The sequence below is a fragment of the Oerskovia merdavium genome, assembly GCF_014836755.1.
In the GTDB taxonomy this organism is placed as follows: domain Bacteria; phylum Actinomycetota; class Actinomycetes; order Actinomycetales; family Cellulomonadaceae; genus Oerskovia; species Oerskovia merdavium.
On the sequence record NZ_JACSQF010000004.1, the window covers coordinates 171,933 to 197,790 of the forward strand.

A 25,858-nucleotide genomic window follows, 5' to 3' on the forward strand; every position below is an offset into this window, starting at 1 on the left:
GTTTCTGGCAGCGGAGCGCAAGTCCGCTGTAGCGAGGCGATCGGGTTCAGGAGCTGGAACTCCTGGGCCCGTTTTCGCGCGTTCGGCGCACTGCGCCGATCCCGGTCAGCCCATGGCAGCCCCGTTGCCGTCGTCGAGGGCGCGGGAGAGAACGTTGGCGAGCACCACGGTCACGGGAAGCCCGGACTCGTGGGCAGTGTCGTACAGGCGCTGCGCGATGGTGGCGGGGATGCGGGCGTCGAAACGCACCAGCTCATCCGGCCTATAGGCGCGCTCATGCGACGCCGGCCGACCTGTACGTGCGGATCGGATGACGATCCGGCCCTCATGACGCTCGTCCACCTACTCCACCTCCCGATCGAGACCGCGCACATTCGACGAAACGCGGGTCCGTAGACCCGATCACGCCGGATGGTCAGTCCGACCAGGGTGGTTGGTTGGTGGTACTCAAGCGCCACGCGGCAGATTGCCCAGACGATGTGGCGGGCCCCCGCACTAGGTACGGGCAACGGTTTCCAAGGTAGCGAAAACGTCGAGCAGCCGTTACCGGACACGCGGACGGCTTGTCGTGTGAGTCGCAACGCTGTGAGTCGCATCGCTAGGTGGCGTGCTTCTGGGAGCAGTCAGTGGCCGATGAGGAGGGCTTCTCTGGCGGCGTCGACGAGCTCTGGGGGTGAGGTTGTGCGCCACGCGCCGGCGTGCTGAGAAGCGGCTGGGAAGCGGCGACGCCACGACCACCAGCAGCACCGTAGTCAAACGCGCTTAGCGTCGCGCGCCATCTCGCGCTCCGCATTCCTATGGGCCATCACCCAGTCCGCAAACGGGTGGGAGACACGCCCTAGTCGTCGGCGTGAATGTAGGCATCCCGGGCGGCCTGCAGCTCCGCCCAGTGCGCTTCGAGACCCGCGAGTGTCGGCGCGACATTGAGAGTTGTCAGCGGCTGGGAGTGGGAGTCGATGTAGCGGCATGCCTCTTCGAAGACGCGGACTACCGGGTCGATCGCGGCAGGCAGTGCCCCGCTCTTGATCTTCCCGAGCTGTGTAATGTGAACAGCCGGCTGATGCCGCTGCGTCACGCCTTGGAGAAGCTCGGTCTCCGTGAACACCTCGCACCAGGAGCGGAGCCAGCCGTAGCCGGTACGGACCAGAGCGGCGCGGGCCTGCCCCTCCTCGGCGCGCGCTGCGGCGATGGTCCCGTTGATGTTCTTCTTGAGGCCGCTCATAGTGTCCCATCGCGGGTGGCTAGCCCGGGTGACCCGCCCCTTGCCCTCCTCATCGTCGATCTGGAAGTACGCGCAGCGCTTGGATGGCTCCATCAGGTGCAGGAGGGTCATCGTGAACGCGAGGTCATGCGTGAAAACTATGACCTGGGCGCTCTGCGCCAGATTCGCGATCCGCGCGGCGACCTCGTTGATGCGGCGGTGATCCAGGCTGGAGACGGGGTCGTCGAAGATCACGGGCGCCGAGATCCCGGACAGGCGGGCCTCGGCGAGGAAGTCCGCGAGGGCGAGGACCTTCTGCTCGCCCTCGGACAGCACCTTCGATGGCCGGTGCTTCTTGACCAGAACCTTGCGGCGCTTCGCACTGCCGTCTCGCCCGATGTACTCGATCTTCAGCGACGGAGCACGCAGGGATCCACACTCCTCGGCAAAGTAGGTAGCGAAGCTCTGGTTGATGAGCGCGTCGCTCGCGATCTTCGACAGCCCCGTGACGGCGCGGCGCAGCGTCGGCGCCGGTCGCGCGAGGACCGTGAGCCGGTCAGCCTCCTTGGCGTTCTTCACTTGTATGTCGATCAGGGCCCACGAACGTCCGAGCTCGGCCGCGGCTGTGAGCTCGACGAGCTCGCGGCGCCTGGTCTGCAGCGCCTCGGCGCGGTTGGCGTCTTCGAACTCGAGCACCTTGACCTCGCCGCCCACCTCAGCAAGGTGCGCCGTCAGCACGGCATGAGCCACCGCGACCCGGGCGGTGAGCTCCGGATCGACAGCGGTGCCGCTGCTGGTGCTCGCCTTGACCACGTCCAGCACTGACACGATGGAGGCGACGTGCGCGTAGAAGTCCGGCCTCTCAGTCTGGTCGGCCAGCTCGGTGACCCATGCGGTCACCTCGGGCGCATTGATGCTCGCGACCGTCGCCGTCGCCATGGCGAGCGACTTCCTCGACTCGGCGATTTCGGCGCCGATCTTGTCCGCGAGGTAGTCGGCGTACTTAGCGACAAGCTCCTGGGCCCGCTCGCCGAGCGGCTGACGGCAGTACAGGCAGCGGTTCTCGTCATGGGCGCCGGCGGTGACGAGGTGCTGCCGATAGGACTCACCAACCTCGACGAACGTCTTCCACGTGTCGTCGGGGGCCGCGGGAAGGTCGGCTGCCTCAAACAGCTCCGTGCGGACGAGCGCGTAGTCGATCTCGAGGGCCGCCATGATGGTCCGCGTGGTGTTGTACGCGTCGACGTCGAACGCCTCGATCCCCGCCGCGACCAAGGTCGCCTGCGTCAGCACCCGGGAGACTCGCTGCTGGGCCTTGAGGGATGCCGACAGCGTGCCGGCTTCCAACGCAGCAACGGCCTTCTGTAGTACGGCGATGCGCTCATCGACATCACCCGTGGTGTCAGCCAGCGCCCGCAGCGTGTCGAGGTCGGTGGACGCACCGAGCGTCTCCACGAGCGGGTAGGCGGTCGCGTCGCGCGGGATCCGGGACAGCAGCGCCGACGCGCCGGTCGCGAGGGCTGCGAGGTCCGCGACGATCCGCGCCTCGACGGCCTGGATACCGGCGTTCACGTGGTTGAACAACGCCAGGCTCGCGGGCACGTAGACGTATTCGAGGTCGGCGTCGACGTGAGCGTTGACCGACGGGCTGTCGAAGATCGACATGCGGGTGAACGGCGCCACGCCGCCGGTCTCGCCGGACCAGCGGAACCTGTGCTTGGCCGTGCCGAGGTCGTAGGTGATCAGGGCGCCCTGTGCGGAGGCGGTCGCCTGGGAGACGTCGCCGAGGATCTGGTCTGCGGTCCGGCTTGCAGCGAGGGTCTTGAACAATCGGGAGTACCCGGTCTTACCGGTGCCGTTCTCGCCGTAGAGGATCGTCAGGCCCTCATGCGGGGTGATCACGGCGCCCGAGACGAGCGCGTTGACGCCCGTGACCTCTGATAGCGACGTGATGCGCAGGACCTCATCGGACTCTGCCGGAGACGCCGCGACCGCCAAGGGGGGCTCCTTCGGCAGCGTGCGGGCGTCGAGAGCCTTCTCCTGCCGGAACAGGGCATAGACGTCGTCGACGTAGGGGGCCACCAGAGCACGACCGGTGCTCAGAACCCCGCGCACGATAGCTCGGACCCACTCGTCGTTTTCATTCGCCCAGGTGCTCAGCAGCACCCGCGCGTCCGCGCTGGCACTGGTGGCGGAATCGGTGTCGCTCACGTGCTGCCCCCTTGTGACATCGCGTCAATGCGCGCCAAATCGTACGGCGGCTCGGGTCGTCCGCCTCGCGTTGTGCCGACGATACTCACCGGCGGGCGATCGCGAAACGCCCGCTGGCCTGACGTGGAACAGTGGGCGATGAGCTGGGCTGGAGGGTCGATGCTAGGGCGCCGCTAGAGTGCAGACGTGATCATCTCGGACGCGGACCGGAGCGACAGATTCCTGTTGCAGCTCGACGAGTTCTGCGGGCGGTTCGTCGCCGCAGCTTCCCACTCGGACCTCCAGGCGCTCGACAGTGTGCGTCCGATGCCACATGGGATGTGCACTTGGGCATCGTTTGCCGGCGGTGAACTGCTCACCGAGCACGGCTTCGGGACCTGGACGATCTGGAACGCGACCCACGCCGACGGCCACCCCGCGCACGACTGGCTCGTCCAAAACGAGCTATTCGTCGACCTCACCGCGCACCAGTTCGACGGGTACACCAGCCACATCATCGGCGCGGGCGAGAACCCGCTTGCCAAGCGTTTCCCGCGGTACCAGCTCTCGCTGAGGACGAGCAAGATCGTTGATCGCCCGCCGATCGTCGCATTTAAGGGCGCGATCGGCGCTCTCCTCGAGACGGCGGTCCAATAGGCGCAGTCTCTCTGCCATGACCTCACACCGGGACGCGTTGAACTTCCGAGACCGTCAGTGTGCGACGTCGTACGCCACCCCGGTCGAGCGCCGACGGCGCCTACAACTCCTATCGACCTCGTTCCCAATGATGCTGCGACCCTGAGTATCGCCTTCCCCGCCACACGTGTCATATACGACCGTTCGTAAGACACCTGCGGTGGCCGGGCTGCAGTTCGGCGGGTCGTGTCCTATGGCCGGTGTCCGAGACCTATGCCCGTGAGGAAGGTCGGAGTCACGACTGTACGACTTCTGATCAGGCGCCTACACGGGGTGGGCTTTGTCGACCGAGGTTCAGTATCGTTGTCGAAGTTCCGTCCCAAGGAGGCCGGGCCGGACCTCTGAGCGAAACGTGAAGGTGCCATGACCTGGCTGTACACCTATGAGAACGAGTCCAACGGAGGACGATTCTATGCTGGCATCGGCGAGAATGTCGCCCGTGTGTGGCAGCCTCACAACCCGGAAGCGGAGGCGCTGCGTGATGACCCGAGGACCGTCATCCTGCGGACCGCCACCCGCTTCTCCACTCGTAAGGATGCCCTAATGGCAGAGGCGATTGCTATCCACGTCGCCTCGTTCTTCGGAGCTCGCGTCATCCTCGATGCGTCCGACGGCGAACAGATTCTTCGAGAGAGTGACTCTCTACAGAGAATCGTCACGAACATTTCTGGAACGGTCCAGACCAAGCACTTGGTTCCGGCCCTACCAATCCAGGAGGGCGCCCCGCCCGTCCGGTACTCGCATCTCATCGGCGCTGCGATCGTGATGACTACCCTCGAGGAACTCGACGAACGACCCGCAGTCAGCGGCGCAAGCACGTTTGACGCCCTCGCGGAGCGTGCATCCCAGTTCTGGCGCCTGCGGCGGCGAGTAGACGCGGCCACCAGTACCAGTACTTGGCCGATTCGGCTAATCCTCGTCTCCAAAGGGCACCATGTCATCCTGGGCGACTGGGATCTCGCTGACGGGGCCCAGTCGATGCGTGCGCTGGGGGCCGGGGAATCCCAGCCGAATGGCAGCGGCTGGTGTGCGTTTAGACTCGCGCGCCCGCGGTGGACGATCGAGGACGGCACCGCTATCGGGGATGTTGGTCGCACGCTCGAGTTTGACACTGCTTACGGCCCGAAGAACCTTCAGGGATCGGTCGCGGGCTGGAGCGAAGATCTGCGCATCACCTGGGGCATGGCCCCCTAGCCAGTCTCTAGACGGCTCTCAGGCTCATGGAATCGGGGTAGTGGACGCTCCTGAGTTGTCGGTTCGGCCCCAGCAGGGGCTATGTGCCGCGAGAAGGGTTCCAACTCAGTTCCGAAGCGCGTCCGGAAGGTCACGGCCAGATGATCCTGGCTGAGACCTTCTGTGATAGGGGCGGTCTCGCTGGGAGGCCGCTACTGGGGACCAGGGCGATTGGACCTTCCTCGAGGTCGACAGGCGCCCTGAAGGCTTGGGAGAACACCACAAGACCCGGAACGGGAGAGACCGCAGGGTCCACAATTACGCTAGCGCTGCGACTCTCAGAGAGCTTTCGCTGCCGATGCACAATATTGCATCAAGTCCCTCAATCGGTTCTCCCCAGTGGGTAAGCATGGCCGCCTCAACGCGGAGCGCGCCGAGTGCGCGGACGGAACATGCGCGCATTGACATTCTGGCGTCGCCGGAAATGTGACCAGCCACGAGCATGACGTGAGCTCCATTGAAGTGGCTAGATCGATCCGCCAGCGGGATGGATGGCTCCAAGAGGAGTGCGGCACCCAGCACGCGGTCGCCCACGGAGTCGCTGGCCATAACGAGGTGCCTGCGCGTGCTGAGTGCTTCGACGAGGTCCTGGGCAGCGCGGAGCAGGTCGTCTCCAGCTAGCAAACTGTTGCGTGTCTGCGCCTCGAGGACGCCAGCGAGCAGATTGGTGGCCATCGGGTCAGTGTTGCACTTGTGCTAGTGGTGGGGAACTTGAGCCGGGCAACTTGATCAGACCAGACCTGACAGCGCTGCGGCGGCGGCCTCACCGTGTGTTCTGCCCAGCCATGCCTCGGCTCGACCATCCAAGTCGACCTTGGTTGTGTCGCGCGTCTTCCCGCACTCCTGTCCACTGGTGATGCGAACATCATGCGTCACATCGAGACAGGCGGCAACGATCCCGCCCTCGATCATGAGACGAATCTTGGGGCCGTCACTGTTTCGACCCTGGGGAGCCTGGTCGGCCCTACGCACGACGATAGTGTCTGCGTTCATGGACTTAGCGTGACCACGCACTGCCTGGGCGACGTTACCGACGTGAGTGGCCCAGTCCGTCTCGTCGCCAGCAACGGACAGCTGCTCGACGACTGATGCTGTCGTCTCGTCGGCACCCTTCGCGCCTTCGATCAGGACGAGCCTGACAGTGGACCGAAACTTGCTCACCTTCACGGCGATTCCCAGTGCTCTCATCGGGTCATTGTGCCTAGTCTTGCGTCGTGTCGTCAGCCGCTTCCAGCCCCATCGGTTCCGTGATCGCAGATCGCTACCAAGTGTTGGGCCGACTCGGCGCGGGACAGCATGGCGAGGTTTGGCGTGTGCACGACCGCAACCTGGACGCCGAGTACGCCCTTAAGCTTCTTGGACCGAGCCAGATCGCGGGTCCATGGGCCGAAGCGCAACTCCTCAACACCCTCAGCGGCGACTTCATCCTCAACATCCGTAACGCAGACACCACGCCCGAAGGGACGCGCTACCTCGTCACGGACGTCGCGGAGCACGGCTCGGTAGCGGACCGAATCGACCCATCCCTAGGGGTGCCCGAGGAACAGGCAGTGAGTTGGATCCGCGAGGCATGCAACGGCTTGGCGCGGGTGCACAGACATGGACTTCTACATCGAGATATCAAGCCCGAGAACTTGTTCGTAACTAGTTCGGGGAGGTGTGTGGTAGGGGACCTCAGTCTGGCGGGCCGACAGGACGCCTCGGGGCGCGTCCACGCGGGTGGAACGCTGGAAACGATGGCCCCCGAGGTTGGAGCCGTAGGTGTACCCGGTTACCGCGGCCCCGCCGAGGTTTACGACGTCCGCTCTGAGGTGTTCAGCCTAGGTGCGACTCTCTACTGGCTGCTCACTGGAAGACCACCTGTCACCGGCGTTCGGTATCAAGATGCGGCGACGGCTGACCCGGTTGACCTGTGGGAGCTGGCCCCGCATGTCTCGCGAGGAACCCGGGACATCACGATGAAAGCAATCAGCCGCGACCCTGCGAGCCGCTATCCCAACCCTTCTGAGTTGGCTGCGGCCCTCGGGGGGCGCAGGAAACCTAGCCGATGCTGGACCCGAGTGGCTCCACACTCCGGCCATGAGCGGTGCTACGAGGGAATTCGATCCGGTAGTTCTCTCAACCTCTGCGTCTTGCTGCAACCGGGAACCAGAGAGTACATCTTCCAGGTGCGCCACAGTCGTGCGGGGCGGCGAGGCCCAGAAGACGCTGCCACAACGATGGCTTCTGGGCTGACCAGGAAGATCCGGTCCGTCATTCGTGCGATCGGCTGAGGTGCCAGACCGCTGCCCGACGCTTGAAGCGCACCCTTGGGCGGACACATCCCGTCATAGCTGGCCCGCGACGCTAGCCGGGGCCGGATTTCAGCCTGTGCCTGGAGACCCAGCCTGGGTGTGCCTGGCCTGGTCCCCGGCGTTACATCGCCGCAGGTCAGCCACTTCCCGAAACCACTCACGTGAGGGCTGTTTCCTTGGAACAGCTCAGTTGGTAACGAATCTCCTGTCCGGAATCATCCGGGCGGGAGATTCGTCGTTTCAGGGGGTCCTCGGTGGCTGTGGCCGGGAGGTTCGAGCGTGGTGTTGCCGCTCGGAGGGAGCTGTTGCCCCGGTATTGCTCACGCACGGGCGTTCTTGGGCGCGTTGATGCGGTCGAGGTCTGGCGGCTGGTGACGTGGTCGCGGTCTAGAGGCTTGGCGGGGTCAGGGGCCGCGGGTGCGGTAGATCCAGTCGGGCTCGTGGCGGTGGGGTTTCTCGTCGAGCTCGATCTGCCAGGGGTCTGGCCGATTGGTGCCATGGCTGCTGAGGACCTGGATCAACCCGCAGTTCACCGCTACTCTGCCAGCGAGGATTCTTGAAGCGGCCGCGACGCGAAGACGGTGAATGGGTGATGAGTCCGATGGCTTGTAACGGCTGGGTCGAGTCAGTGCGCGATGAGCTCGTTCTCTTCACGGGCAGAGCCCTTGTCTGCGGTGAACACATGGAGCGTCGGGTCCTACGCGAGCACACCGTGAAGTTAGGAGGCCGCGTCGCTCCGGATCGATCGGCGTCTGTGACCGTGCTGGTTGTCGGTGAGATATGGACGGGCCCCCTCCGGGATGGACAGCGGCGCTACAGCCAGAAGCTCGTCTACTTCGAGGAGCTGATGCGGCGCCAGCGTCGTCACGTCCATGTCATCGATGGCAGCGGGTTCGGTGAACTCCTCACCGGGCGTCACGCACGTTGTCACGACTTGCTTGCGCCGTGAGATGTTGACGGAACTTCCGAAAGTCTGTCGAGGCGGTGTAGAGCTCGCCGCGCTGGACTGCTTTCACCCGTCCAGCACGCCGCCGTCCGAGAGGGGCGAGCGCGATAATACACGAGCCTGCTCAGGTGGCAGGCACATCGGATCTGGGAGGCTCAATGAACGCGTCGGACATCGACTTGAAGGCACCGGTATTCGGCGATCACCCGAACTCCTGGCGGAGTCCCGACGATCTCGCCGACGCTTTCGTTCTCGCGTGGTCGCTCGAGTCGGTCGAGCGCGCCAAGATTGACCCGCGGGATCCCTACAGTGCAAACGTGAACCTGGCCCTTCCACCTAGGTTTCGCTTCGACACACTCGGATTGCTCATCCAGCAGGTGCCTGGCGACACGAGCTCGTCAGCGACCCACCGCGGACGGCTCACGTGCCTCGCGCTCGTATGGCGGCTTTTCGAGCAGCTCAATCAGGAGTGGTGCCTGCAGGTGGGGGACTTCGGCCAGTATTCTCTTGCGTTGGCACAGGCGACGAGGGGCTCCCATGAGCTGGGCGGCGTGTTCTCCGGTCTGAGCGGAAACTTCGCCCGATGCTTGCTTTCGGACCGGATACACCGCGCGTCGTCCGGCAGCTTGGCGCTCACCCGGGCGGAGTCGTGGTTTGTCACAGGTCGCCAAGATCTTCTTGCCCCCGGTCCTGTAGAGGGCGTGCCGTTCACGATCGCCGGCGCGTCCATCCCGGTCCCATTGACCTGGGACGCATTCGTGCTGTCTGTGTGGTCCACTGCACGGGTCCTGGTCCAGCGGAACTCTGCCGAGCAATACATCGCGAAGTACGCCGACCGGGCATCGACGCTTCTCGACATACTTGATGACGGCGCTGAGCGGATCGCGGCATACCAGCGAGGAGCGCCTTGGCAAATGCAGGGAAGGACCTGGGCGATGACGTTCGACTCCTGGCCCCAGTGACGTCGCGTCAGCGGTTGCGGTTGGCCGTCTTCCCGACCCGCCCGCCACTCAGGCCATATCCCCTTCCGCGACGCTCCGGTCCGCGAGGTCTTTCGGGGGCCAGTGCAGGCATGCAGGGAGGTGCTCTCCTGGTGTGCCTGGCCTGATCCCGAACGTCGCATCTCTGCAGGTCAGCCTGGTTCTGAAACCGCCCACGTGACCTGAAGGCTGTGATCGACTGACAGCCCAGGTAGTAACGAATCCCCTGTCCGGAGTCATCCGGGCGGGAGATTCGTCGTTTCAGGGATTCCTCGGTGGCTGTGGCCGGGGGATCCAGGAAGGGGGTTTCGGCGTCTCAGTAGGAAGACCCCTGCCCTTGGGGACGGTGCGGGGCGGCGGTGGACTACGCCGCACGTTGATCCTGGGCGTGGTCGGCAGAGGCTCTCGGTCTACTTGCGCATGGCGGGTGCCCGCTAACCTCGGGCCATGAGGTACGAAGCGAACATCCCTGACGGTCAACACCTCGGGAACTCGAGCAAGGACTCTGGCGCCCAATCCGGGTTGCTGTTCGACGACGAGACCGGTCACATGGTGGGGCATGCAACATGGCGGCGCGTCGAGGATCCGGAGCCCGGAGAAGGGGCGTGGGGAGATCCGCTCGCGGGTCCGCACGACACCCGCACCCAGGAGCAACGTGATGCCGATGCGGAGTTTGCCAGGCTGCTCGCCGAGCTGTTGGTGGCGCTGGCCATCCAGGGAGCGATCGCGGCTGCCCCGCACGTGAAGCGGTTCTGGGGCACGACGCTTGTGCCAGGGCTCAAGGTGCTGCGGGAGCGGCTCTCCTCGATCCGGCTGCCGTGGTTCACGCTCGGTGCGACGAGCGCGAAGCGTGCGCTGGAGTTCGAGGCGGCCAGCGAGGTCGTGAGCTCCCAGCTCGCCGTCGTGAATGCCGAACCTGCTCTGGCGATGACGAAGTCCGAGTGGGACGCTCGGGTGACGGCGATGCTCGAGGCGGAGGCGTTTCGCGACGAGCAGTTCGATATCCTGCGCCGGGCCACGATCATCGACCCGAAGATGATCGTCGTCGGCGACGATCCTGATGAGAGGCTGACGCCTCGCGACTTCGCGGCCGTAGTGCAGCGCGCACTGGGGGCCAACCCGGCAGCGCTGGACGAAGGCTTGTACGTGGCACTGGTCGACGCGGTCCGCGCGGGCGAGCAGACTAGCGAGTCGGCGAAGTGGATCGGCCGCGCAGAGGACTAGGGCCTCGCCGAGGCCCTCGGCCACAGGGCCGGGACGCTTGAGAAGCACGCTGCAGTCTCGGGAGCCGACGACGGGAACTACATCTCCGACCTCGCTCGGGCACAGCGCGCCGCGGGCGTCGTGATCACTGCGATGAGTCGGCCAGCCATCTGACGAAACGCTCCGCCTCGTCTTCCGGCATGGGCCAAGTAGCCTCCTCCACCCAGACGACATAGCCGCGGCCGCAGATCCGCGAGCCCTCGTACATCCTCAACTCGTCACCCGCGACCACGCCGCGCCACGTCGGCACCTCCACGGGGAAGAGGGGGACGATGACGGCGTGAACATGGTCGCCAGGTCGGATGTCGACCCGGGAGAAGCCGAGAACCGGGGCCGCTGTCTGGTCGCCGTCGGGCCACCCAGGAAGGCCCCAGTTCGGCCGGTAGGTGAAGCGGACACCAGGCTCACTTCCGCCGAGAAGCGGCGAGCGTCGGCCGCCTTCGGCCGTGGGAATCAGGTGGAGCTCGATCCCGAGCGCGACGGTGCTGACTGGGTCCATCGGCGCAGCGTATGGGCATTGACGCCCAACGTCAGCGCCTTCGGCCCACCCCGACATGACGAGCAACTCGCACCTCGGGCACGCACCTCTAGCAGTTTTCGAAGGACGGGCAGGTGCCTTCGCGCGGAAGGTGCTCCCGGGTGATTGCGGCGGGACGAACGCTGCGCTGTCACCAACGACGAGAGAGCGCCAACAGGTGTGCCTGGAAACATGCTGGGGGTGTGCCTGAGCGTCGCTGGGGTCGCATGTCTGTGCAGGTCAGACCCAATCCGAAACCCCCCACGTGATGTACCAAGGCCCCGGATCTCAGATCCGGGGCCTTTCGTCGTTCCCGGGGTCGGCTCGAGGTGTCGCCCGACGGGTCCACCGTGCGCGCTTCCCGCGCAGACGCTGGACGAGCCCCGCGTTGCGCAGGTGCTCCACGACCTGGGGCGGCAGGTCCGCGAGCACGGTCGGTCGCGTCGAGCCGACCGTACGTGGCAGCAGGCTCACGGTGCCCGCGTCTCCCGTGACGGCGAACGTGGCGCTCGCGGGTCCGGGCCGGTAGACGACGCTCCGGAGGGTGGCGAGCGGCTGCTCGTGCACGAACGCCCCGCCGTCGGTGATCGAGAGGTGCTGTGCGGTGATGCTGATCCGGTAGGGGCGAGACCGCGACCCGACGGCCAGCGCCACGGTCACCGACACGACGACGAGCGGGGCGACCAGCCACCAGGGCGCGCCGCGCCCGTCGACGGAGGTCAGGACGTCGTCGAGGTCGATCCCCAGGCCGGCCAGCACGGCGAAGCTCGCCCCGGTCACGACGACGCCGAGTGCGAGGAGAAGGGTGACGAGGGTCGCGTGGCGCATCCGGAGTGCGGTCGTCTCGAGGGTCGCGATGCCGTGGACGACGTGCCAGGCGCTCACCTCGAGGTCCTGCCGCTCGGTACGGGTTCGGCCTGGTCTCATCCGGGGAGTCTGCCAAAGCGAGGCTCCGCTCGGCGACCATACCTAGACCTGCTAGGTTAGAACACCTAGCAGCACTAGGCATAGGAGTGTCATGCACATCGACAAGGACCTGGTCGCGGCCTCGGCCACACCGCTCGTCCTCGGCATCCTCGCCGACGGCGAGTCGTACGGCTACGCGATCGTCAAGCGCGTCAACGAGATCTCGGACGGCCGCATGCAGTGGACCGACGGGATGCTCTACCCCCTGCTCCACCGGCTCGAGCGCCTCGGGCACGTCGAGGCGTCGTGGGGAGTGTCCGACGTCGGGCGCAGGAGGAAGCACTACGCGATCACCCCCGCCGGGCGCGAGGCCCTCGCCGAGCGGCAGGCGCAGTGGAGCGTCGTCGCCGACGCGCTCCAGAAGGTGTGGAGCGACGCACGCGACACACAGGCCCCGCGGACCGTCGCCGAAGGGTGGGCCTGATGAGCACGCACCCCGAGCTCGAGGCGCAGATCGACCAGTGGCGCGGCTACGTCCAGCGCCGCCAGGCGATCTCGACGGCCGACGTCGACGAGATGGAGGACCACCTGCGCGAGCAGGTCGCCGACCTGACCGCGACCGGCCTCGACGACGACGAGGCGTTCCTCGTCGCGGTCAAGCGCATGGGCAACCTCGACGAGGTCTCGCGCGAGTTCGCCCGCGAGCACTCCGACCGCCTGTGGAAGCAGCTCGTCCTGGTCCCCGACGCGGCCGCGGTGGGCGGCAGCTCACCGCGCTGGCGCGAGCTCGCGGTCGTGCTCGCGCTCGCCGTCGGCGCGGGGATCGCGGTCAAGGTCGCCGCGGAGACCATCAGCGACGAGACGGTCCTGCTGCGCAACGTCAGCCTGCTCGTCTTCCCCTTCCTCGCCGGGTACTTCGCGTGGAAGCGCCGCCTCACGTGGGGCGTGGGCGCCATGCTCGCGATCCCGTTCGCGGTGCTCGCGGTCGTCCTCAACGTCTACCCCTTCGCGCCCGAGGGCTCGACCCTGCTGCTCGCGGCCCTGCACGCCCCGGTCGTCCTGTGGGCCCTCGTCGGGGTCGCGTACGTCGGCGGGCGCTGGCGCTCGGACAGCGGACGCATGGACTTCGCCCGCTTCACGGGCGAGCTCGCGATCTACTTCACGCTCCTCGCGCTGGGCGGCGGTGTGCTGCTCGGCCTGACGTTCGGGACGCTGAACCTCGTGGGTATCGATCCCGAGCCGTTCTTCGAGGGCTGGGTCCTGCCGTTCGCCGTCCCGGGCGCGCTCGTCGTCGCCGCGTGGCTCGTCGAGGCCAAGCAGGACGTCGTCGAGAACATCGCCCCGGTCCTCACGCGCGTCTTCACCCCGCTGACCGTCGTCATGCTGCTCGTGCTCTTCGTGGTGCTCGCGACCGCCGGATCGCTGCTCGACACGGACCGCGGCCTCCTCATCCTCATGGACGCGATCCTCGTCCTCGTGCTCTGCCTGCTCCTCTACTCGGTCTCGGCACGCGACCCGCTCAGCCCGCCGCACCTGTTCGACGGGCTGCTGCTCGTCCTGGTCGTCGCGGCGCTCGCGGTCGACGCCGTCGCGCTCACCGCGATGCTGACCCGCATCGCCGAGTTCGGGTTCAGCCCCAACAAGGTCGTGGCCCTGGGCCTCAACGTGCTGCTGCTCGTGCACCTCGTGGGCTCGGCCCTCCTGCTGACCGGGTTCCTGCGGGGGCGTCGCCCGTTCGCGGCCCTCGGCCGGTGGCAGACGCAGTTCCTGCCGGTCTACGCGGTCTGGGCAGCGGTCGTCGTCGTGGTCTTCCCGCCCGTGTTCGGGTTCGTCTGACCCGTCGCCGTCGCCGTCGTCTCGGCGGCGGCCCGGCGGCGGCCCGCTCCGGCCCGCGTCGTAGTCTCGGAGGATGACCGACGACGCTCTGGTCGACTGGCTCCTCGACGCGGACCCCGCACTGCGGTGGCGGGTCGAGCGCGACCTCGTCCGAGCCCCCGACGAGGTCTGGCAGCAGACACGGTCCCGCGTCGCGACCGAGGGCTTCGGTGCTCGTCTGCTCTCGCTGCAGGACCCGGACGGGCAGTGGGCGGGTGGTGCGTTCTTCCCCGCCGGCTTCGACATGGACGGCCCCGAAGCCCGGTCCGGCGCCGGTCAGCCCTGGACGGCGACGACCTGGTCGTTGAACGCGCTGCGGGAGTGGGGGCTCGACCCGGCGGTCCTGCGCGAGCGCCGGACCGCCGAGCTCCTGGCGCAGAACAGCCGCTGGGAGTACGACGACCTGCCCTACTGGGGCGGGGAGGTCGACTGCTGCATCAACGCGTGGACCCTGGCGAACGGCGCGTGGCTCGGTGCCGACGTCGCGCCCCTCCTCGACGCGATGCTCGCGGTGCGCATGGCCGACGGCGGCTGGAACTGCGAGTGGGTCGAGGGGCTCGGTCCGGTCCTCGTTCCACTCGACACTCAACGTCGTCAAGGGACTCCTGGCGCACCAGGCTGCGACGGGCGGTACCGACGAGTCGCGCGAGGCGCGGCGCTCGGCCGAGGAGTACCTCCTGCGTCGGGACCTGTTCCGCCGCGAGTCGACGGGAGAGCCCGTCGCGTCCTGGGTGCGGTACTTCACCTACCCGTACCGCGCGTTCTACAGCGTGCTCAACGCGGCCGTCCACCTCCGCGAGGCGTCGCTGCTCGACGGCACGCCCCCGGACCCTCGCATGGCCGAGGCGATCGGGATGATCCGGGCAGCTCGGCAGCCGGACGGGACATGGCTCCAGTCGCCGCGGCACCCGGGCACGGTGTGGTTCGAGGTCGACGCGCCGGCAGGTGAGGCCTCGAGGTGGCTGACCCTCGACGCGACCCTCGTGCTCGCCTGGTGGGACGGACGCTAGCGCCGCGCTCCGTCGTCGCGCTCGCCGTGCCCGCCGGGCAGCCGAGACGCCCGGCCGCTCGTCCCACGGACGGACTTCCTTCCTCTCCCCCGGTGTGTGACAGTGGGCCGGATGCTCCGGTGCACACCCCCCGATCGCACCGCAGGACCCCTGGAGGAACCATGACCGACGTGCACGTGCCCGTCGCCGCCGACCATGTCGTGACCGTCGACGACGAGGGGACCCGCACCGGGACCTTCGCGCGCAGCGCCGTCCACACCACCGAGACGCCGCTGCACCTCGCGTTCTCCTGCTACGTGGTCGACGGCGCCGGCCGCCTCCTGGTGACTCGTCGCGCGCTGTCCAAGCGCACGTGGCCCGGGGTGTGGACCAACTCGTTCTGCGGCCACCCGCGCTGGACCGAGACGACCGAGCAGTCGATCGTGCGCCACGCCGCGCACGAGCTGGGCCTCGAGATCACGGGGCTCGAGGTCGCCGTGCCCGGCTTCCGCTACCGGGCCGTGGACGCGTCGGGCGTCGTCGAGAACGAGATCTGCCCCGTGTACGTCGCGCGCGCCGCGGGCGACCTCACGGCCAACCCGGACGAGGTCGCCGAGCTCGCATGGGCCGAGCCCGGCACGCTGGGGCGCGCGGTCGACGCCACGCCGTGGGCGTTCAGCCCGTGGATGGTCCTGCAGGTCGCGGCGCTGCGCGACGCGGCGAGCGGGCCCGACGGCGCCGTCTCACTCCTGCTGGCAGAGGTCGCCTCGGCCCTGGGCTGAGCGGCTGAGCGGCCGAGCGGCTGAGCGGCCGGGCGCGTCGGGCGCCCGGCCCGCCCGGCAGTCCGACGCGCCGTGCGAGGGAGCTCAGTGCGCCCCGGCCCGGACCTGCAGGCTCGTGGAGCGCAGGCGCTCGGGCAGGTGCAGGTGGTCGGCGTCCGCGACGCTCACGCGCAACCGCCGGGCGGGCAGCGCGTGCGGCAGGACGAGGTCGGCTCCCGGCTGGCCCGACAGGCGCAGCGCGGCGGCGAGCTCGTGCACCAGGACCTCCTGACGGTGGGCGTCGCGCACCGAGAACACCCACAGGTCCTGCCGGTCGGGCTGCGGTTGCCAGGTCCCGGTCCGCGTGAAGGCGCGCGAGACCTCGGCCGTGGGCCCGACGAACGTGACCGAGCGCAGCGACCACAGCGCCGTGCGGTTGGTCGCGGACGCCCCCTGGTCGGCCTTGAGCAACGAGACGGGTCGCTGGGTCCCGACGATCGCGGCCACGCTCGGCGCCACGACGTCCGCATAGGGCACGGCGTACGGGCTCAGGAACGGACCGAACGAGCCGACCACGAGCCCTCGTTCCAGCACGAGGAGCTTCTCGCTCGCGACGAACCGCAGGATCACGGCCAGGACGAGCCCCATGCCCACCGCGAAGATCGCGACCTGCAGGACGCTCCCGTTGAACGCCATGACGGCGACGACGAGGGCGAAGACCCCGGCCACGATCCCGATCGCGCGTGCCGACAGGGTGCACGACTCGACGTGGCGCAGCTCGCCGAGGGTGGCACGGTGCCGTTCGGCGACGTCGCGGACCTTGCGGGTCGCGCGGTGGCTCGACGGCGAGAGGTGGGGCATCGGCGGGGCTCTCCGAGGGCTCGTGCGGGGCGGGGTCGTGCTGCGGTCCCGCAGCCGCGCCGATGCTATCCGAGAGGGAGGATTCCCTACCGGGCGTGCCGTTTCGACTGTGCCCGCGCCAGCGGGTGACAATCGACGCATGTCAGCAGCCGGATCCCTTCCCGTCCCCGACCCCGCAGCGTCGTTCGAGGCGCACGTCGAGTGGGCGCGGGCGACGCCGGTCGAGGGGTTCGACCTGACACCGATCGACGACCGCTGCGTCGAGGACCCGTTGCCCTGGGACTACCTGGTGCTCGCGCGCGAGCTCGTCGGGAGCGGCCGGGGACCGGTCCTGGACCTGGGCACGGGAGGCGGGGAGGCGTTCTCGTCGCTCGCGCCCCTGCCCGAGGGGTCGGCCGCCACGGAGGGCTGGCCCCCGAACGTCCCCGTGGCCCGACGGCGCCTCGAACCCCTGGGCGTGGACGTCCGGCAGGTGGGGAGCAGCAAGGGCGAGGGCCTCATGCTCCCGTTCCTCGACGGCCGGTTCGCGGTCGTCCTGGACCGGCACGAGGAGTTCGAGGCCACGGAGGTGCTGCGCGTCCTCGAACCTGGGGGCGTGTTCATCACGCAGCAGGTCGACAGCCGCGACGGGATCCGGGTCAACACCGCGCTCGGTGCGGACCTGCCGTGGGACCCGGACGACGTGACGATCGAGGGCGTGACGGCCGAGCTGGCCGAGGCCGGGTTCGTGATCGACGTGGCGCGCGAGCACGTGGGGACGCGGCACTTCCACGACCTGAGCTCGCTGCTCTGGTACCTCAAGGTCATCGCGTGGCAGGTCCCGGAGATCGCGAGCCTGTCCCCCGAGGCGGTCGCGAGGTTCGAGGCGCCGCTGAGGGCGCTGCACATGCACTTCGCGGCGGGCAACGAGTTCGTCGACGAGGCTCCCCGCTTCCTCGTGGTGGCGCGCAAGCCGTTCTGAGCCCGGGGCGGCGGAACCCTCGCCGGACGTGACCGAGCGTGCTCGGGGTGCGCTCCGTCGTCGGGCTTCTTGGGCATGAAGAAGCCCGCGGGCTGGTGGATCTCTCCACCCGTCGCGCTGGACGAGGGCGCGACACCCGCGGGCTCCGGTGGTTGCTCGGTTCTCGCTGGTCGTGGGTGACCTGACGGTCACCGGTCGGCCGCGGGTTCCTCGCAAGGTCCGTCGCTCGATGGCACGACTAGCGTGCAACCACCTCATGTGTCCGAAGATTCTTCACTTCGTGGACCACCTCCTTTCCCATGTGCCGACGACGCTACGCCTGGCCCACGACGGCTGCCAAGGGTATTTCTCCCAGGGCTCAGCGGGCCGTGGCGTCGGGCTCGGGAGCCGGCGCCGCGGACGTGCCCCGCGGCGGCCCACCCTGGTCGACGCCCTCGCGCCGGGAGGCCGCGACGACCCGCAACGAGCACAGCAGACCCAGGAGCAGGAAGCCCCCCGCGACGTACAGCGAGATGCGGGTGCCGTCGCTGAAGCCGTCGGACAGCGCGTCGACGACCTCGGGCGTCTTCTCGCCGAACTGGCTCGTGGTGCCCTCGGCGCGCAGCTCCGGGATGGTCCCGCCCGCGGACTGCTGGGTCGCGTCCGCGACCTGCGTCGCGACCGCGGGCGGGACGCCGTCGACCTTCTCGAGCGCGGGCGGGACCGCGGTCGAGAGGCCGATCGCGAGCGCGGCACCGATGAACGCGGTGCCCAGCGCCGAGCCGAGCTGGCGTGCCGTGGACTGCGTCGCGGACGCCTGGCCGGACTCCTCCTCGGGGACGTCGACGAGCGTCGTGCCCGTGAGCTGCGCGGACGCGAGCCCCAGGCCGAGGCCGTAGATCACGAGCAGGGCCGCGATGAGCCACGACGACACGGTCGGCGTCACGACGAGCGCGACCGCGAGCACCCCGACGACCTCGAGCACGAGGCCCAGGACGATCGTGCGCGGCGACCCGATCGCGGCCGCGAGGTGACGGGCCATGGCGCCCGAGAAGAACGCACCCGCAGCCATGGTCGCGAGCACCACGCCCGCGCCCAGGCTGGTCAGCCCCAGGATGTTCACGAGGTAGAGCGGCAGCACGAAGATCAGGCCGAACTCGCCGATCGCGACGAGCATCGCGGTGAGGTTTCCCCAGCGGAACGTCGCGACCCGGAAGAGCGTGAGGTCGAGCAGGGCCGAGCGCGCGATCCGGGCGCGGTGGCGCTCCCAGAGCGCGAACAGGACGAGGAAGAGCACGCCGATCGCCCCGATCACGGGCACGGGCGAGACGGGGGCGTCGGTCCCCCAGACCGCCCCGAAGACCTTGAGGTCGGCCTTGGGCGCCCACCAGCCGAGGGACTGTCCCTCGATGAGTGCGAACACGACCGCGCCGAACCCGAGCGCGCTCGTGAGGAGGCCGACCACGTCGAGCCCCGGCACCGTGATGTGCGCGCGGGTCTCGGGGACCACGAGGAGCGCCCCGATGACGACCGCGACCCCGATCGGGATGTTGACGAGGAAGATCCACGGCCACGTGAACGACGTCGTGAGCCAACCACCGAGGAGCGGCCCGACCGCGGCCATGCCCGAGATCACCGCGCCCCAGATGCCGAACGCGACCGCCCGGTCCTTGCCGCGGAACGTCGCGTTGACGGTCGAGAGCGTCGCAGGGAGGACGAACGCGCCGCCGACCCCCTGGACGAGGCGCGCGACGATCAGGGTCCCGGCGTCGTCGGCCTGGGAGGCCAGGATGCTGCCGCCGAGGAAGACCACGACGCCCACGAGGAGCAGGTTGCGTCGCCCGAGCCGGTCGCCCAGGCGGCCCGCGGTCAGCAGGAGCGCCGCGAACACGACCGAGTAGGACGCGTTGACCCACTGCGCGTCGTTGAGGTCGAGGTGCAGGTCCTCGATGATCGTCGGGAGCGCGACGCCCACGATGGTCCCGTCGAGCACGATCATCGACAGCGCGGTCGCCAGGACGAACAGCCCCGCCCAGCGGTGGTCGCTCTTCCCCGCCGTGGCCGGCCGCCCTCCCGGTGCGGCGGGTGCCGTGCCCGACTCGTCCGACTGCGCGCTCATGGACGCTCCTTCGAGTAGGGGGCGATGCCGTGCCCCTGGGGGGTGGGGTCAGGCCGGGAGGAGGTGGTCCCACTCCTCGGGGTAGTCGTCGAGCCACGACGCGAGGGACTGGGCGGGCCGCCCGGCGAAGCGCTCGACGACGTCGCTCACCACGGCCAGGTCGCCCGCGGCGATCGCGGTGTAGGACGAGACCCAGCCGTCGACCGCGAACGGCGGCGCGGCGTAGACGGCCCGGGACGCGTACGCCTCCTCGACGGTCTCCGGGTGGTACGTGATGCTCCGGCCCGTGACCCGGGACAGCAGCGCGGCGACCTCGGTGAGCGTCAGCGCCTCGGGACCCGTGAGGTCGTAGGCCTTGCCGTCGTGCTGCGCGGGGCGCTCGTCGAGGAGGATCGCGGTCGCGACGTCGGCGATGTCGTCGTGCGAGACCGAGGACAGGCGCCCGTCGCCCCCGGGGCCGCGGATCACGCCGTCGTCCCCGACCATGTGGACCAGACCCTGGTGGTACAGGTTGTCGCGCAGGAACGTGTGCTTGAGGCCCGTGCCCTTGATGTACTCCTCGGTGTGCCAGTGGTCGCGCGCGAACGTGAACGTGGCCTCCGGCGCCGCGCCGAGGAACGACACGTAGACGATGCGCTCGACCCCGGCGGCCACGGCCGCGTCGACGGCGGCCCGGTGCTCCTCGACCCGGTTCGGGGCCTCGCGGGCCGAGACCAGGAAGACCGAGCTCGCGCCCTGGAAGGCACGGACCATGTTCGGGGTGTCGGTGTAGCCGGCCGCGACGGCGACCTCGGACTCGGGCAGCGGCTCGCCGTCGAGCAGGCGGGGTGCGCGCGTCGTGTCGCGCACGACGAGGCGCTGCCGCGCGCCCTCGGCAGCCAGCCGCAGCGCCAGCTTGGAGCCCAGCCGCCCGCTCGCCCCGGTCACGGCGACGAGCCCCGAGTCGGTCCTGATGGTCATGCGTCCACGGTAGGCCGGGCGGAGGGGAACCGCCTGGGGGCGGTCCGTGTCCGCCCGGCCGCGGCCTGCGGGAACGGCTGCTCCGGCACACTGGAGGCGTGACGACACCGACCCCCGACGACGCCCCCCGCACCGCGACCCCCGACCCCTCGCAGCGGCCCTACCGCGTGATGACGGTCTGCACGGGCAACATCTGTCGCTCCCCCATGGCCGAGATCGTGCTGCGCGACCGCTTCGAGGCTGCGGGCCTCGGCGGGAGGGTCGTGGTGGACTCGACGGGCATCAGCTCGGAGGAGCACGGCAACCCCGTGGACCGTCGCGCCCGGCGCGTCCTGGCCGAGCACGGGTACGACACGGGCGAGGGCCACCACGCCCGGCAGGTCCGCCCGAGCGACGTGGTCTCGCGCGACCTCGTGCTCCCCATGACGTCGCAGCACGCCCGCGCGCTGCGGCGCCTGCACGGCGACGGGAACGTGCGCATGTACCGGTCGTTCGACCCGACGGCGCCCGTCGTCGCACCCGAGCGGGTCGAGCGCGACGAGCACCTGCTCGACATCGACGACCCCTGGTACGGCGGCATGCAGGACTTCGAGGACTGCCTGGCGCAGGTCGAGGCCGCGGCCGACGGGATCGTCGAGCACGTGCGTCATGAGCTGGCCAGGCGTCAGGCCTGAGCGCGCGCGCCCGACCTGCCGAACCACCCGCGCACGGCGTCGCGCACCGTCCCGGCGGTGCGTCCGACCCACCCGCCCGTCCGGCCGTCCGGCGTCGGGTCCTCCTCGGGCGCGGGGGGACGCTCGGGCACGTAGCCCCGCACCCACGTCGCGATGTCGTCGTACGCCACGGCCCGCACCGGCGGGGCCGAGAGGACGACGTCGTGCAGCGCCCCGTCGATCCGCACGAGCGTGACCTGGCTGCCCAGGTCGGTCGAGCGGCGCGCGATCCCGACGACGTCGAGCGCGGTGTCGCTGCGCATCATCTCGGGCGACCACGTGGGCAGCAGGGTGCTGCGCGCCGAGAGCAGCACGAGCACGGGGACCGTGATCCCGAGGCCGCGCTCGACCGTCCCCTGCCCGCGCAGGATCGCGGTCAGCCAGGCCGGGTGGGTCGGGAACCCGCGCACGGGGCGCCACGCGAGGTCGTAGTCCCACTCGCCGTCGAGCGTGCGGGACACCGAGCGCGTGTAGAAGCCGAGGTCGACCTGGGGCAGCGGCGCTCGCGGGTCGAGGCGCGCCTGGAGCTCGAGCGCGGGCGCGAGGACCTTGCGCCCGATCCCCCGGGCCTGGAACTCGAGCCACGGGCTGTTGAGCACGAGCGCGGCGACGCGGTCCTGGTGGCGCGCGGTCCACAGGCTCATGGTCAGGCCTCCCGTCGAGTGCGCCATGAGGACCAGGCTGCGTTCGTGCTTGGGGCGGTCCGCGGTCAGGATGCCGTGGCCCATGGTGGTGAGCGCGGCTTCGATGTCCTCGTCGTACGTCGCGAGGTCGGTCACGAAGCCGGGGGTCTGCCCCGGGCGGAGGCTGCGCCCGTACTTGCGCAGGTCGAGCGCGAAGAAGCGCGCGCCGCGCGCCTCCCAGAAGTCCGCGAGCTCGGTCTGGAAGAAGTAGTCGGACCACCCGTGCACGTACAGGACGTCGATCCCGCGGTCGGCGACCAGCGGGTCGCGGGACTCCCGGGCGTCGGCCGCGGAGCCGCCGCCCGCCCGACGGCGTCGCACGAGCGTCGCGACCACCTCGCCCTCGTCGTCGGGCGTGAGGGGCAGGGTCAGCTGCTCGAACCCGTCGAGCACGTCCGGCTGCCACCTCGGGGTCTCGGCGGGCCGGGCAGTGGGTTCGGGCATGTCCCGAGGGTAGGAGCCGGGGTGCGGGGGCGCGCGGTGGGAGGGGTGAGTCAGGTCTCGTCGTCGTCCCGCCGTGCCCGACGGCGCCACCACCGTCGGGTCCACGTCGCGCCCTGGGTGCGGCTCGCGCGGGGCGAGCGGTCCGCAGCGGTGCGTGACGCCGTCGGGCCGGCGGTGCCCCCGGGCGCGCGACGCTCGCGCCACAGCTCCACCTCCTCCTCGACGTCGCGCAGCGGAGTGACCACCGGAGGCCCGCCCAGGAGCTGGCGTCGTGCGTCGACGACGCGGGCGTTGAACTCCTCGACGACCTCGCGCACCGAGTCCTCGGAGAACTGGCGGTCGAGCTGGTCGCGCAGGCGGGCGTCGTCGGCCCGGAGCTGGGCCGGCGGCAGGACGCCCGTGATCTGCTCGCGCTCGACGAGGTTCTTGAGCCACCAGTCGGGGTCGTGGTGCGAGCCCAGCCCGGGGATGGGCTTGCCCGCGAGCGGCAGGTCGTCGAACTCGCCGCGGGCCATGGCCTGGCGCACGAGCTCGTCGACCCACTGGCCGCGGTTCTCGAGCGGCAGCCGGGGTCCCGCGGTCCGCGGGGGCTCCGTCGCCTCGTCCTCGGCACCGTCCTCCTGGGTGACCTCCGCCGCCTCGCGCGCCGCCTCGCGGTCGACGCGGTACTGCGCGGCCCGGCGCACCGGGTCGTCCTCGCTCATGGGTGCCTCCCTGCGGCCGTCTCGCGAGCGTGCTGGTCCCATCCTTCCTGGTCCTCCCGCTCGCGGAGAAGAGGCTCGACCACGGAGACTGGCACCCGACGAGACCGGCACGGGGGCGCCCCGTGCGATCGAGGTTGTACGCTGGGCCGCCGCGCTCGGACAGGCGGTGTGCTCGTGCCCGGTGATGAAGCCGCCGGGACAGGCCCGGCAGCGTGCTGCCGTGAACGGCCCGCATCTGCGGGAGGTGGAGCTGCAATGACACAGAGCACTGACGAAGAACTGCTCGGACCGGCCGAGGCGATCGACCTCGAGAACTGCGCCCGGGAACCCATCCACATCCCGGGCCGGATCCAACCGCGCGGGGTCCTGCTGGTGGTCCGCGAGAGCGACGGCCGGGTGGTGCAGTGCTCCACGAACGTGCGCGACGTCGTCGGGCTCGCGCCGCTGGACGTGATCGGTGCCGGGCTGGGCGAGGTCCTCGGCCCCCAGGACGGCACCAGGCTGCTCGACCATGCCGCGCGGCACCAGGACCTGGCCCCCCACAACCCGGTCGAGATCCGCACGGGGCACGGGCGGTCGGTCGAGACCGACGCGATCCTGCACCGTCCGCCGCTCCCGGACGGCGCCGAGCCCGTCGTCGTGATCGAGCTCGAGCAGGCCGTCGTGCGGCCACTGAGCTTCCCCAACACGTACCAGGCCGTGCGCACGGCGCTCGCGGACCTCGACCGGGCGTCGACGCTCGACGCGCTGTTCACGACGGCGGCCGAGCACGTGCGCCACCTGACGGGCTTCGACCGCGTGATGATCTACCGGTTCGACGCCGACCACAACGGCGAGGTCGTCGCCGAGGCCAAGCGCGAGGACCTCAACTCGTTCTACGGGCTGCACTACCCCGCGACGGACATCCCCCGCCAGGCCCGGGCGCTGTACGAGAAGAACTGGATCCGGCTGATCGACGACGTGGACTACGTCCCGAGCGACGTCGTCCCCACGGACCTCCCGACGACGGGCGAGCCGCTCGACCTCACGTACTCGACCCTGCGCAGCGTCTCGCCCATCCATCTCGAGTACCTGCGGAACATGGGCGTGGGCGCCTCGATGTCGATCTCGCTGCTGCGCGACGGGAGGCTGTGGGGCCTCATCGCGTGCCACCACTACTCCGGCCCGCACCATCCGTCCTACGCCGTGCGTGCCGCGGCGGAGTTCCTGGGGTCGGCGCTCTCGGTGCTGCTCGTGGCGCAGAGCGAGGAGGACCGGCTCGTCGCGTCGCGGGCCTCGTCGAGGCTGCTCGCCGGGCTCGTCGCCGACAGCCGCGACGAGGACACCTCGCTCGTCGAGGCCGTGACGGCCGACGGGCGTCTCCTCGACCTCGTGGACGCCGACGGCGTCGTCGTGCTCGCCGAGGGGCGTTCGGCGTCGCGCGGACGGGTTCCCGACGAGGAGGGCGTCGCGCTGCTCGTCGGGTGGCTCACGGGTCGGCTCGCCGAGACCGCCGACGAGGTGGTGGCGGTCGACTCGCTGCGCGTCGCGGCCCCCGAGATCGCCGACCTGCTGCCCGACGTCGCGGGCGTCCTGGGCGTGCTCCTGAGCGACGGGCAGGCCGTGGTCTGGCTCCGGGACGAGGTGCTGCGCAGCGTCGACTGGGGCGGCGACCCCCACAACAAGGCCATCGCGCTGAGCGAGGGCGACACGGTCCGGCTCAGCCCCCGCAGGTCGTTCGACCGGTGGCGCGAGGTCGTCAGCGGTCACAGCGAACCGTGGGCCGAGGACGCGGTCGAGAGCGCGGGCGCCCTGCGCAGCCACCTGGTCGAGGCGCTCTACCTCCGTGGACGACGAGACGTGCGGGCCGCGGAGGCGCTCCAGCGCAGCCTGCTCCCCGCGACGCTGCCCGACGTGCCGGGCTGGGACGTGACCGCGCGCTACGAGCCGGCCGGCGGCGGGTTCGTCGGCGGGGACTGGTACGACGCGTTGCTGCTGCCCTCGGGGGCGCTCGCGCTCGTCGTCGGCGACGTCACGGGCCACGGGCTCCAGGCCGCCGCCTCGATGGGGCAGATCCGCAACACGCTGCGCGCAGCGCTCGTGCGCGCAGGGACCGCGCAAGGGGCCGTCGAGCAGCTCGCCGAGACGGTGCAGTGGACCATGCCCGGGCAGATCGCGACGCTCGTGGTCGCGGTCGTGGACCTCGAGACCGGCACGGTCGAGTACGTCACGGCCGGGCACCCGCCGCCCTTCTTCCTGGTCCCGGGCGAGGGCGTCGTCTGGGGGCGGCTGCTGGGCAGCCCGCCGCTCGGGCTGCCGAGCCAGGGCGTCGTCGCCGGGACCACCACGATCGGACCCGGAGGTGCGCTCGTGCTCTACAGCGACGGGCTCTTCGAACGTCGCGACGAGTCCCTCAAGGCCGGGCTGCGGCGGCTCGCGGGGACGTTCGCCGAGCACGTGGGCGACGTCGACGCGGTGCTGCGCTCGACCCGGGACCCCGAGTCCGAGGACGACGCGACCCTGCTGGTGCTCCGCCGTCGGGCCGGGGACGCGCGCGGCTGACGCACACCTCGCGCGCCTCTCGAGCAGGCTGCGCCGGCGGTG

The 25,858-nt window shown here is 69.7% G+C and carries 23 protein-coding genes and 1 pseudogene; 13 read left to right on the top strand and 11 right to left on the bottom strand.

Annotated elements, in window-relative coordinates; all coding sequences use genetic code 11:
- Positions 1-105 precede the first annotated feature (105 nt).
- Entirely contained in the window at positions 106-249 is a 144-nt protein-coding gene (locus tag H9641_RS05705; protein ID WP_191801794.1) for a hypothetical protein, read from the bottom strand.
- Positions 250-838: 589 nt separating this feature from the next.
- Entirely contained in the window at positions 839-3,412 is a 2,574-nt protein-coding gene (locus tag H9641_RS05710; RefSeq protein WP_191801796.1) for an AAA family ATPase, read from the bottom strand.
- A gap of 186 nt (positions 3,413-3,598) precedes the next feature.
- Here H9641_RS05710 and H9641_RS05715 point away from each other — a divergent pair, with 186 nt between their 5' ends.
- The gene (locus H9641_RS05715; protein WP_191801798.1) at positions 3,599-4,048 is read left to right on the top strand and encodes a hypothetical protein; all 450 of its coding nucleotides are present in this window, start codon (positions 3,599-3,601) and stop codon (positions 4,046-4,048) included.
- A 402-nt stretch (positions 4,049-4,450) separates the two neighbouring features.
- Positions 4,451-5,281 (top strand): hypothetical protein, encoded by an 831-nt coding sequence (locus H9641_RS05720; RefSeq protein WP_191801800.1) that lies wholly within the window; start codon positions 4,451-4,453, stop codon positions 5,279-5,281.
- Positions 5,282-5,578: 297 nt separating this feature from the next.
- On the opposite strand, the gene H9641_RS05725 is transcribed toward H9641_RS05720, so the two are convergent.
- Together H9641_RS05725 and H9641_RS05730 are read right to left on the bottom strand one after the other, a co-directional pair.
- Positions 5,579-5,995 (bottom strand): hypothetical protein, encoded by a 417-nt coding sequence (locus H9641_RS05725; RefSeq protein ID WP_191801802.1) that lies wholly within the window; start codon positions 5,993-5,995, stop codon positions 5,579-5,581.
- A gap of 54 nt (positions 5,996-6,049) precedes the next feature.
- The gene (locus tag H9641_RS05730) at positions 6,050-6,508 is read right to left on the bottom strand and encodes a hypothetical protein (protein ID WP_191801804.1); all 459 of its coding nucleotides are present in this window, start codon (positions 6,506-6,508) and stop codon (positions 6,050-6,052) included.
- 80 nt (positions 6,509-6,588) lie between these two features.
- Between H9641_RS05730 and H9641_RS20895 the strand changes: the two genes are divergently transcribed.
- The 4 genes from H9641_RS20895 (at position 6,589) to H9641_RS05750 (ending at position 10,764) form a co-directional block, all read left to right on the top strand.
- Positions 6,589-7,593: a serine/threonine-protein kinase gene (locus H9641_RS20895; RefSeq protein WP_404821923.1), complete on the top strand. Its 1,005-nt coding sequence runs from the start codon at positions 6,589-6,591 to the stop codon at positions 7,591-7,593.
- A gap of 649 nt (positions 7,594-8,242) precedes the next feature.
- The gene (locus tag H9641_RS05740) at positions 8,243-8,563 is read left to right on the top strand and encodes a BRCT domain-containing protein (protein ID WP_191801808.1); all 321 of its coding nucleotides are present in this window, start codon (positions 8,243-8,245) and stop codon (positions 8,561-8,563) included.
- Between the two features lie 125 nt (positions 8,564-8,688).
- Positions 8,689-9,522, top strand: a complete 834-nt coding sequence (locus tag H9641_RS05745; protein WP_191801810.1) for a hypothetical protein — start codon at positions 8,689-8,691, stop codon at positions 9,520-9,522.
- A 465-nt stretch (positions 9,523-9,987) separates the two neighbouring features.
- On the top strand, positions 9,988-10,764 hold the full coding sequence (locus H9641_RS05750) for a hypothetical protein (protein ID WP_191801812.1): 777 nt from the start codon (positions 9,988-9,990) through the stop codon (positions 10,762-10,764).
- A 124-nt stretch (positions 10,765-10,888) separates the two neighbouring features.
- On the opposite strand, the gene H9641_RS05755 is transcribed toward H9641_RS05750, so the two are convergent.
- Positions 10,889-11,302 (bottom strand): hypothetical protein, encoded by a 414-nt coding sequence (locus tag H9641_RS05755; protein ID WP_191801814.1) that lies wholly within the window; start codon positions 11,300-11,302, stop codon positions 10,889-10,891.
- 306 nt (positions 11,303-11,608) lie between these two features.
- Positions 11,609-12,247, bottom strand: a complete 639-nt coding sequence (locus H9641_RS05760; RefSeq protein WP_191801816.1) for a hypothetical protein — start codon at positions 12,245-12,247, stop codon at positions 11,609-11,611.
- Between the two features lie 91 nt (positions 12,248-12,338).
- Here H9641_RS05760 and H9641_RS05765 point away from each other — a divergent pair, with 91 nt between their 5' ends.
- The 4 genes and pseudogenes from H9641_RS05765 to idi all read left to right on the top strand — a co-directional run bounded on the left by H9641_RS05765 (position 12,339) and on the right by idi (position 15,872).
- Positions 12,339-12,710, top strand: a complete 372-nt coding sequence (locus H9641_RS05765; RefSeq protein ID WP_068626669.1) for a PadR family transcriptional regulator — start codon at positions 12,339-12,341, stop codon at positions 12,708-12,710.
- On the top strand, positions 12,710-14,062 hold the full coding sequence (locus H9641_RS05770) for a permease prefix domain 1-containing protein (RefSeq protein WP_191801818.1): 1,353 nt from the start codon (positions 12,710-12,712) through the stop codon (positions 14,060-14,062). Before H9641_RS05765 ends, H9641_RS05770 begins: the two co-directional genes overlap by 1 nt.
- A 73-nt stretch (positions 14,063-14,135) precedes the next feature.
- Positions 14,136-15,111, top strand: a pseudogene (locus H9641_RS05775) (squalene cyclase).
- Positions 15,112-15,272: 161 nt separating this feature from the next.
- Positions 15,273-15,872: an isopentenyl-diphosphate Delta-isomerase gene (gene idi, locus H9641_RS05780; RefSeq protein ID WP_191801820.1), complete on the top strand. Its 600-nt coding sequence runs from the start codon at positions 15,273-15,275 to the stop codon at positions 15,870-15,872.
- Positions 15,873-15,956: 84 nt separating this feature from the next.
- Here idi and H9641_RS05785 read toward each other — a convergent pair whose 3' ends face one another.
- Complete coding sequence (locus H9641_RS05785) at positions 15,957-16,712, bottom strand: hypothetical protein (RefSeq protein WP_191801822.1); 756 nt, start codon at positions 16,710-16,712, stop codon at positions 15,957-15,959.
- Between the two features lie 139 nt (positions 16,713-16,851).
- On the opposite strand from H9641_RS05785, the gene H9641_RS05790 reads away from it, so the two are divergent.
- Positions 16,852-17,673 (top strand): class I SAM-dependent methyltransferase, encoded by an 822-nt coding sequence (locus H9641_RS05790; RefSeq protein ID WP_056648045.1) that lies wholly within the window; start codon positions 16,852-16,854, stop codon positions 17,671-17,673.
- Positions 17,674-18,031: 358 nt separating this feature from the next.
- Here the strand turns inward: H9641_RS05790 and H9641_RS05795 are convergent, their stop codons facing one another.
- The gene (locus tag H9641_RS05795) at positions 18,032-19,771 is read right to left on the bottom strand and encodes a DHA2 family efflux MFS transporter permease subunit (RefSeq protein ID WP_191801824.1); all 1,740 of its coding nucleotides are present in this window, start codon (positions 19,769-19,771) and stop codon (positions 18,032-18,034) included.
- Between the two features lie 48 nt (positions 19,772-19,819).
- Positions 19,820-20,731 carry an SDR family oxidoreductase gene (locus H9641_RS05800; protein WP_191801826.1) on the bottom strand — a complete coding sequence of 304 codons (912 nt, stop codon included), beginning with the start codon at positions 20,729-20,731 and terminating at the stop codon, positions 19,820-19,822.
- Between the two features lie 170 nt (positions 20,732-20,901).
- Between H9641_RS05800 and H9641_RS05805 the strand changes: the two genes are divergently transcribed.
- The gene (locus H9641_RS05805; protein ID WP_056761818.1) at positions 20,902-21,405 is read left to right on the top strand and encodes a low molecular weight protein-tyrosine-phosphatase; all 504 of its coding nucleotides are present in this window, start codon (positions 20,902-20,904) and stop codon (positions 21,403-21,405) included.
- Here H9641_RS05805 and H9641_RS05810 read toward each other — a convergent pair.
- Together H9641_RS05810 and H9641_RS05815 are read right to left on the bottom strand one after the other, a co-directional pair.
- Complete coding sequence (locus tag H9641_RS05810) at positions 21,396-22,571, bottom strand: alpha/beta hydrolase (protein ID WP_191801828.1); 1,176 nt, start codon at positions 22,569-22,571, stop codon at positions 21,396-21,398. The two genes, H9641_RS05805 and H9641_RS05810, sit on opposite strands and share 10 nt — an antisense overlap.
- A 50-nt stretch (positions 22,572-22,621) precedes the next feature.
- On the bottom strand, positions 22,622-23,275 hold the full coding sequence (locus H9641_RS05815; RefSeq protein WP_191801830.1) for a DnaJ family domain-containing protein: 654 nt from the start codon (positions 23,273-23,275) through the stop codon (positions 22,622-22,624).
- 255 nt (positions 23,276-23,530) lie between these two features.
- On the opposite strand from H9641_RS05815, the gene H9641_RS05820 reads away from it, so the two are divergent.
- Positions 23,531-25,816 carry a SpoIIE family protein phosphatase gene (locus H9641_RS05820; protein ID WP_191801832.1) on the top strand — a complete coding sequence of 762 codons (2,286 nt, stop codon included), beginning with the start codon at positions 23,531-23,533 and terminating at the stop codon, positions 25,814-25,816.
- Positions 25,817-25,858: the final 42 nt, after the last annotated feature.